Origin of the sequence: Methylobacterium goesingense, from assembly GCF_022179225.1 — a bacterium.
Classification (GTDB): domain Bacteria; phylum Pseudomonadota; class Alphaproteobacteria; order Rhizobiales; family Beijerinckiaceae; genus Methylobacterium; species Methylobacterium goesingense.
The window spans coordinates 1-8,330 of the sequence record NZ_BPQL01000198.1 but is presented as its reverse complement, the minus strand read 5'-3'; the positions used below and the strand labels follow the sequence as shown (position 1 = coordinate 8,330).

Sequence of the window (8,330 nt, the reverse complement as noted above, 5' to 3'; positions counted from 1 at the left end):
GGGCGTTCGCGTGTTCAGGGCCCGGCCGCGGGCCGGCCGCGTCGGTGCAACAGCCACACGCCGAGCCCGATCGCCAGCACGGTCGCGGCCCCGGCCAGGCTCAGGATGCGCTCGATCAGCGGTGTGTAGATGCCGCGCACCGCGTCGTAGCCGTAGCAGAGCAGGGTGAGCCGGTCGGCGAGCGTGCCACCCCGGCCCTCCCCCGCCTCGATCAGCGCGAGGCGCAGGTCGCGGCCGTTGAGGGCGAGCGGTGACAGCACCCGCGCCACCTGCCCGTCCGGCGTCAACAGGATCGCTGCGGCCGGATGCGCGATGCTGTCGGTGTCGCGGTCGATCATGAAGCGGTAGCCCAGGGCGCCGGTCAGGCGGGCGATGGCGGCGGCGTCGCCCACCAGGGCGCGCGCGGCTGCGCCCGCGCCGGTCTCGGGCCCCAGCATCCGCCGGGCGGCGGCCGCGTCGTCCCGCGGATCGAGGCCCACCAGGAGGAAGCCGACCGCCGGGAGGCCGGTGGCCGCCAGGGCCGCGGCCGACATCGCCAGCATCGGGTCGCAGACATTGCCGCACGTGTAGTCCACTGGCAGCAGCAGCGTCGCGCGCCGGGCCAGGGCCGCGCCCAGGGTGGTCGGCCCGCTCTGCGCATCCGTGAGCGCGAGATCGAGGGGCACGCGGGCATCGGGGGCCGGTGCGACCGCGACCTGCGCCAGCTCGTTCTGCGCGAGCCGCGCCAAGCCCGTCGCAGGCGTTAGGCCCGCGCCCGCGAGGCCGAGAAGAAGTGCGACCGCGCGGCCGGTCGCGGGGCGGGAGCGGGGGCCTCGCATGCCGTATCCATGCCCGATCCGGCCTACCGGCGCACCTGGCCCGACGCCGCAGTCCGAGGCGACCGAGGATTTTCAGCCTCTCGAGACCGCGGATGTGGCCCGAGCCGGGATGTCACGAGACGATGTCACGAGAACTTGGGTCGCCTCGCCCCCGGACCCGGGGGTAAGCCCTGCCGGGCCCGCCGTGGCCGACGACGGGATGAAATCCGGGACTGAACCGTGGCCGCAGCAGCGCGGTTGTAAATCGGACGCGCACCTGGGCGTGGGCGCGAGGATGACGAGGGCGCGAGGGGATGGGACGACGTCGTGACATCCCGTGCCCCGGCTCGGCGCCCCCGAACCGGCGCGGCTCCTGATGGCGCAGCTGTTTTCCCCCGGGGCCGACGCGCTCCTGCGCCTCGCCGTCCTCTCCGGGGCCGCCCTCATCGCCGGGGGCGCCGTGGTGGTGGCCGGCATCGTGCGCTCGGATTACGTCACCGGCGTCGGCATCGCCCCGGCCCAGCCGGTGCCCTTCAGCCACAAGCACCATTCGGGCGAACTCGGCATCGATTGCCGCTACTGCCACACCACGGTGGAGACGCAGGCCAGCGCCGGCCTGCCCCCGACCGAGACCTGCATGACCTGTCATTCACAGATCTGGACCGGCTCGGACATGTTGAAGCCCGTGCGCGACAGCTACGCCAGCGGCGAACCCCTGCGCTGGACCCGCCTGAACAAGCTGCCGCAATACGTCGCCTACAACCATTCCGTCCACGTGACGAAGGGGATCGGCTGTTCCACCTGCCACGGGGACGTCACCACCATGCAGATGACGTTCCGGGCCAACGCCTTCGAGATGCGGTTCTGCCTCGACTGCCACCAGGCGCCGGAGCGCTGGGTCCGTACCCCCGATCAGGTCTGGAACATGAACTGGAGCCCGCCGCCGAACCAGGCGACCCTCGGGCCGGAGCTCGTGGCGCGGAACCACATCCACGGGGGCGACCGGCTCCTCGAATGCGGGATCTGTCACCGTTGATGGATCAGAACCTCGACCTCGCGCGGCTGCGCGACCGCCTCGCCTCCGGCAACGGCCCGGCCTTCTGGCGCAGCCTCGACGCGCTGGCCGAAACGGAGGCGTTCCAGGCCTATCTGGCGGCCGAGTTCCCGGGCGCCCTGCCTCCGGGGCAGGGGCCGGAGCGGCGCGGTTTCCTCAAGCTGATGGCAGCTTCCTTCGCGCTCGCCGGGCTCTCGGCCTGCGACGCATTCGACGGGCGGGCGCGCGAGGTGCCCTACGTGGTGCAGCCCGAGCGCATCGTGGCCGGCGCTCCCCTGGCCTATGCCACCTCGGCCCTGTTCGACGGCTTCGCCAACGGCATCCTGGTCACCACCCGCAACGGCCGTCCCCTGAAGGTGGAGGGCAATCCGGAGCATCCCTGGAGCCGGGGCGGCACCGACGTCCTGGCCCAGGCCTCGGTGCTCGGGCTCTACGATCCCTTTCGTAGCCAGGCGGTACAGCATCTCGGGCGGCCCGCGGCCTTCTCGGCCTTTCGCGGCGCCCTCCTGGCGCGCCTCGCGGCCCTGCGCGAGACCGGGGGCGCGGGGTTCCACCTCCTCACCGGACCGGTGACCTCGCCGTCGCTGGCCGCCGGGATCGCGCGGCTGCGGGCGGCCTATCCGGGCCTGCGCTGGCACGTGGCCGAGACCGTGCCTCGGGACGGGCTCTATGCCGGTGCGCGGCAGGCCTACGGCCGGCCCCTGGAGACGCAGTTCCGGTTCGAGGCCGCCCGCACTCTTGTCAGCCTCGACGGCGACTTTCTCGATGCCGGGCCGGGTCAGGTCGGCCTATCGCGCCGCTGGATCGACGCGCGTCGGGCGGCCCAGGCGGAGGGCCGGCTCCTCACCCTGCACGCGGCGGCACCGACCCCGGGGCTGACCAGCGTCAAGGCCGACCATGCCCTGGCGGCCGGCTCGGACGATCTGGCGCGTCTCGCCGGGGATCTCCTGCGGATCGCCGAGGGCGGGCAGCCCGAGACCCGGGACGGGCCGATGGCGGCGTGGCTGCGGCGGGCCGGGACGGCGCTCCTGGCGAACCGGGGCCGGAGCCTCGTCACCGCCGGCCTCGCGCAGCCGGCCGGGATGCATGCCCTCGTCCACCGCATCAACGGCGCCCTCGGCAACACTGGCACGACCGTGATCCACACGGCGCCGGTTCCGGTGTCCGGGGCCGAGGGCCTGTCCGACCTCGCCGAGGCGATGGCCGGCGGACGCGTCGGCACCCTGCTGATGCTCGGGGTCAACCCGGCCTACGAGGCGTCCGGAGACCTCGCCTTCGCCGAGCACCTGGGGCGGGTGCCGTTCAAGATCCATGCGGGGACGTATTTCGACGAGACCGCCGCGCATGCCGACTGGCACCTGCCGCTGGCGCATCCTCTGGAAAGCTGGGGCGATGCCCGCGCCCTCGACGGCACCGTCGGGCTGATCCAGCCGACCATCGCCCCCCTCTACGGCGCGCGCTCGGCCCACGAGATCCTGGCCCTGTTCGGGGCCGAGGTACCGGCGCAGGAGGGGCCCGAGCAGGGGCTCGACCTGCTGAAGCGCCACTGGCGTGGTCCCGGCGAGGAGGCCGCCGCCTTCGAGGCCCGGTTCGGGGAGGCCCTGCGCCTCGGCTTCCTGCCCGACACCGCCCTGCCGGTGGAGACCGTGGCGCTGACCGGGGGCGTCACCGCCCCGCTGCCGGCCCCTGGGGACGGGGACCGGATCGAGGCGGTCTTCCGGCCCGACCCCTGCCTCTGGGACGGGGCCTCGGCCGATCTCGGCTGGCTGCAGGAATTGCCCAAGCCCCTGACCAAGATCGTCTGGGAGAACGTCGTGGCGATCAGCCCGCGGCTCGCCGAGCGCCTGCATCTGGCCACCGGCGACGTCGTGGCGGTGGAGGCCAACGGCCGGCGCCTCGAGGGCGCGGCCTGGATCCTGCCCGGCCAGGCCGAGGGCACCGTGACCCTCACCCTCGGCTACGGCCGCCGGGTGCCGGACCACCTCGCGCACGGGCTCGGCTACGACGCCCAGGCCCTGCGTCCCGCCGCCACGCCCTATCGCCTTGCCGACGTCACCCTGACGAAGACCGGCCGCCGCGCCAGGCCGGTGACGACCCAGGATCTGGGCACGATGCAGGGGCACGACTTCATGCGCGTCCAGGCACTGGGCGCCCCGAGCGTCGGCGACCCGCCGGGCGCGGCGGCACCCTCCTTCTATCCCGCCCCGGCCTCGGCGGGGCGCGGCGCGGATTCCGACGGTGCGGGCGCCGGCCGGGCCTGGGGCATGGTCATCGACCTCGACGCCTGCATCGGCTGCAATGCCTGCCTCACCGCTTGTCAGTCCGAGAACAACATCCCGGTGGTGGGGCGCGCGGAGGTGGCGCGCGGGCGCTGGATGAACTGGCTGCGGGTGGACCGCTACTACGCGGGCGACCTCGACGCGCCGGAGACGCATTTCCAGCCCGTGCCCTGCATGCATTGCGAGGCGGCGCCCTGCGAGCTCGGCTGCCCCGTGGAGGCGACGGTGCACGACAGCGAGGGCCTGAACCTGCAGGTCTACAACCGCTGCATCGGCACCCGCACCTGCCAGAGCTACTGCCCCTACAAGGTCCGGCGCTTCAACTACCTCGATTACACCGGCGGCATGGCGCCGGTGGAGCAGCAGCAGCGCAACCCGGAGGTCACCGTGCGGGCGCGCGGCGTTATGGAGAAGTGCACCTACTGCATTCAGCGCATCGCGGGCGCGCGCATCGATTCGGCCAAGGACGCGCATGCGCCGATCCCCGACGGGGCGGTGGAGACCGCCTGTCAGGGCGCCTGCCCGACCCGCGCGATCGTGTTCGGCGACCTTTCCGATCCGGGCAGCAAGGTCGCGGCCGCGCGCCGGGACCCGCGCAACTACGCGCTGCTCGGCGAACTCAACACCCGCCCGCGCACCACCTATCTGGCGAGCCTGGCGCCCGGCGCCGAGCCGGGCCGGGAGGGCTGACGCCCATGGCCGGAGCCGTGCTCACCCCCGACACCCCGACGCGCCCCGGCGGAATGGGACGCGCCGTCTCCGACGCCGCCCTGCACGACCCCCTCGGCCGGCGCTGGTGGATCGCCTTCGCGGCGGCCTCGAGCCTGCTCGCCCTGTTCTTCGGGGTGATCCTGTACCTGCTCTTCACCGGAATCGGCATCTGGAACAACAACAACGCCGTCGTCTGGGCGCTGGACATCGCCTCCTACGACTGGTGGATCGGCATCGCCTGCGGCAGCCTCGCGCTCGCCGGCACCCTGCGCCTCGCGGGAGCCCCCTCGGGGGGGACGTTCGGGCGGGGCGCGCTCAGCCGCCTCGCCGAGGCCAACGCCCTCCTGTGCACGATCGCGGCCGGGCTCTACCCGATCGTCCATCTCGGGCGGCCGTGGTTCTTCTACTGGAACCTGCCCTACCCCAACACCCTCGGCCTATGGCCGCAGTTCCGCTCGCCCCTGGTCTGGGACGCCATCGACATCGTCAGCTTCCTCGTGGTCACGGTGAGCCTCTGGTACATCGGGCTCCTGCCCGACCTCGCGACCCTGCGCGACCGGGCCTTCGCCGAGGCGCGGGCCAAATCCGAGGCGGCCGGACGGCCACGGCGCTGGCCGATGCTGAAGGCGCAGGCCTACGGCGTCGCGGCGGCCGGTTGGCGGGGCTCGGCCTCGCACTGGCAGCTCTGGCACCAGGCCTACCGCATCGTCGCGCTGCTCGGCATCCTTCTCGTGGTCTCGCTCCAGACCGGGGCCTCGGTGATGCTGGCGGGCTCCGTGCTGCCGGGCTGGCACGACACGATCCTGCCCGTCGCCTTCCTGGTCAACGCGGTATTCTCCGGGGTCGCCGTCGTCACCGCCTTGGCGATGCTTGTCCGTGCGCTCTACCGCCTCGAGAGTGTGATCACCGAAGCCCATGCCGAGATCCTGGCCCGGATCCTCCTCGGTCTCGGGCTCGCCAGCCTCTACGGCTACGCGACCGAACTCCTCTCGGGCTTCCTGCACGGGGACGCCTTCGCGCGCGCCACCCTGGTGCGCCGCTTCACCGGCCCGCAGGCCTGGGCGGCCTGGACCGTGCTCACCTGTGCGCTCCTGCCCGTCCACCTGTTCTGGTGGGCGCGCCTCCGGCGCTCGCCCCTGGCGCTGGCCCTCGTCGGAGGCCTCGTGGCGGTGGGCGCCTATGCCGACCACGTCATGGTCCTGGTGGTGACGCTCTCCCACGACTTCCTGCCCTCTTCCGCCCTCGACTACCGGGTCGGGCTCTGGGGGGTGGCGACCTTCGCCGGGTCGGTGGGCCTGTTCCTCGTGCTGCTGCTCCTGTTCCTGCGCGCCCTGCCGGTGGCCACGCTCAGCGACCTGCGCCAGGCGGGCGCGGCCGACGGTGCGGCGCGCCCCGGCGCCGAGGCGGAAGCGCCCGGGCCCGGCACGCCGCTCTGGGGCGTCAGCGCGGAATTCGCCACGCAGGCGTCGCTCGCCGCCGCCATGCGGGTCCTCGCCCGGCGCTACCCCCACCACGGCGATCGGCCCGTGCGCGGTAACGCGGTGCGCCTCGACGCCTTCGGCCCGATGCCGATGCCCGATGCCCTCAAGGGCCTCGGCCGCCGCAACCGCTCGATCCTGCCCTACGCCCTCGGGGCGGCGCTCGGCGGCGGGGCGGCCTTCTACGGAATGTGCGTCTACGCCACCGCCTACGGCTACGTCCTCGATGTCGGCGGACGCCCACGCTTCTCCTGGCCGGCCTTCGTGGTGCCGAGCGTCTCCTTCGCGATGATGAGCGGGACGCTCGCCGTGCACGCGGTGTTCCTGTTCCTGAACCGCCTGCCGCGCCTCAACCATCCGGCCTTCAACATCCCGGGCTTCGGGTACGCGACGCAGGACCGCTACTTCCTGGTGGCGGAGGCGCGCGGCCCGGATTTCGACGCCGCGCGCATCGCCCGCCAACTCGACGCCCTACCCGAGGGCGACGGGCGGCCGCTCGCCATCGCGCGGGTGCCGCGATGAGGCGCCCGCTCATCCTCGGCCCGGTGCTGGCGCTCGCATGCGCCCTCGCCGGCTGCGGTGAGGCGAACATGCGCGACCAGCCCAAGGCCAAGACCTGGGACGCCAACCGCTTCTTTCCGCAGGGTATGACCATGCGCGCGCCCGTGGCCGGGACCGTGCCCCGCGCCGATCCCGCGCGCGTCGTGCCCCGCCCGGCCATCATCGACGCGGCCCTGCTGGCCCGGGGCCGGGAGCGCTACGGCATCGCCTGCACGCCCTGCCACGGCGCCAGCGGCGACGGCCGGGGCATGATCGTGGCGCGCGGCTTTCCGGCCGCGCCGCCTTTCGCGGGCGAGCGCCTTGCTGCTGCGACGTCCGATCGGCTCTACGCCGCGATCACGCAAGGCCACGGGGCGATGCTGCCCATGGGCGCGCAGGTGGCCCCGGCCGACCGCTGGGCCATCGTGGCCTATATCCGCGCGCTCCAGCTGAGCCAGGGGGCCGCGGTGGCGAGCCTGCCGGCGGAGGATCAGGACCGGCTCCGGGACAGCGCGCGGCGGGCGGCCCGATGAGCGCCGGCCGGCCCCTCCTCCTCCTTGTCGCGGGCCTCGCCGCCCTCGGCCTCGCTATCCGCCTCGGCGACTGGCAGGCCGGCTATCTCGCGGGCTGGCTCGCTCTGCTCAGCCTCCCTCTCGGCGCCCTCCCCCTGGTCGCGGCCCTCGACGCCGTCGCGCCGGAGCGGTTCGCGTCCCTGCGCCCCGCCCTGGCGGCATGCCTGCGCCTGATGCCGGTGGCGGCCATCCTCGCCCTGCCCTTGGGGGCGGTCGTGCCGGCCCTCTATCCCTTCGCGACGGGATCGCCCGCCGCGACGCCTCTCGCGGCGATCTGGCTGACGCTGCCGTTCCTCGCCGCGCGCCTCGCCGCCGCCCTCGCCCTCTGGCTCTGGCTCTGCCGCCGGGTCGCGGCGGGCCGGGGGCCGGTCGCCCTCTGGCTCGGACTTCACGCCGTGCTGGCGACGCTGCTGAGCTTCGACCTCATCACCGCCCTCGACCCGCGCCTCGGTTCCAGCCTGATCGGCCTCCTGACGATGGCGGCCTGGAGCGGCGCCGCCATCGCCTCCGCCCTGCTGGTCACGCCCGCGCGCGGGCCCGAGGCCGGGCTGCTGCCCTTGGCCGTGCTGACGGCCGCCTGGGCCTTCCTGCACTTCGTGCAGTTCCTCGTGGTCTGGTCGGCCAACCTGCCCGCCGAGGTCGCGTGGTACCTCGCCCGTGGCGGCCTCCTCGGGCGGGGTCTCGGTCTCGCGGGCGGGGCCGCCGCCCTGCTCGCCGCCGCCCTTACGCTGCGTCCCGGCCCGTGGACGACGCGGGCGGTGGCGGCCCTGGTCCTGGCCGTCCACGCCGCCGAGATGGCCTGGCTCGTGACGCCGGCCCGGCGCGGCGCCTTCGTGGTCACGGCGCCGGACGCGCTGGCCGGGCTCGGCCTCGCCGCCCTGGCGGCCGGCCTCGCGCGC

Annotated in this window: 6 protein-coding genes; 5 read left to right on the top strand and 1 reads right to left on the bottom strand. The window is 74.1% G+C overall.

The features are described 5' to 3' along the window. Positions 1-14: 14 nt before the first annotated feature. Entirely contained in the window at positions 15-818 is an 804-nt protein-coding gene (locus tag MFF30_RS24460) for an SCO family protein (protein ID WP_238282792.1), read from the bottom strand. A 355-nt stretch (positions 819-1,173) separates the two neighbouring features. Between MFF30_RS24460 and MFF30_RS24455 the strand changes: the two genes are divergently transcribed. The 5 genes from MFF30_RS24455 to MFF30_RS24435 all read left to right on the top strand — a co-directional run. Further along, the gene (locus tag MFF30_RS24455) at positions 1,174-1,833 is read left to right on the top strand and encodes a cytochrome c3 family protein (RefSeq protein ID WP_238282793.1); all 660 of its coding nucleotides are present in this window, start codon (positions 1,174-1,176) and stop codon (positions 1,831-1,833) included. Then, complete coding sequence (locus tag MFF30_RS24450; protein WP_238282791.1) at positions 1,833-4,820, top strand: TAT-variant-translocated molybdopterin oxidoreductase; 2,988 nt, start codon at positions 1,833-1,835, stop codon at positions 4,818-4,820. The genes MFF30_RS24455 and MFF30_RS24450 overlap by 1 nt, the downstream gene beginning before the upstream one ends. A gap of 5 nt (positions 4,821-4,825) precedes the next feature. Then, positions 4,826-6,841, top strand: a complete 2,016-nt coding sequence (locus MFF30_RS24445) for a quinol:electron acceptor oxidoreductase subunit ActD (RefSeq protein ID WP_238282790.1) — start codon at positions 4,826-4,828, stop codon at positions 6,839-6,841. After that, positions 6,838-7,392, top strand: a complete 555-nt coding sequence (locus MFF30_RS24440) for a c-type cytochrome (protein ID WP_238282789.1) — start codon at positions 6,838-6,840, stop codon at positions 7,390-7,392. Before MFF30_RS24445 ends, MFF30_RS24440 begins: the two co-directional genes overlap by 4 nt. Further along, the coding region (locus tag MFF30_RS24435; RefSeq protein WP_238282788.1) for a hypothetical protein at positions 7,389-8,330 on the top strand (942 nt) is incomplete at its 3' end. The genes MFF30_RS24440 and MFF30_RS24435, both read left to right, overlap by 4 nt.

Excerpts from the sequence above, each read along its gene's own strand:
- MFF30_RS24460 (WP_238282792.1), bottom strand. The coding sequence starts at position 818 with ATGCGAGGCCCCCGCTCCCGCCCCGCGACCGGCCGCGCGGTCGCACTT.
- MFF30_RS24455 (WP_238282793.1), top strand. The coding sequence starts at position 1,174 with ATGGCGCAGCTGTTTTCCCCCGGGGCCGACGCGCTCCTGCGCCTCGCC.
- MFF30_RS24450 (WP_238282791.1), top strand. The coding sequence starts at position 1,833 with ATGGATCAGAACCTCGACCTCGCGCGGCTGCGCGACCGCCTCGCCTCC.
- MFF30_RS24445 (WP_238282790.1), top strand. The coding sequence starts at position 4,826 with ATGGCCGGAGCCGTGCTCACCCCCGACACCCCGACGCGCCCCGGCGGA.
- MFF30_RS24440 (WP_238282789.1), top strand. The coding sequence starts at position 6,838 with ATGAGGCGCCCGCTCATCCTCGGCCCGGTGCTGGCGCTCGCATGCGCC.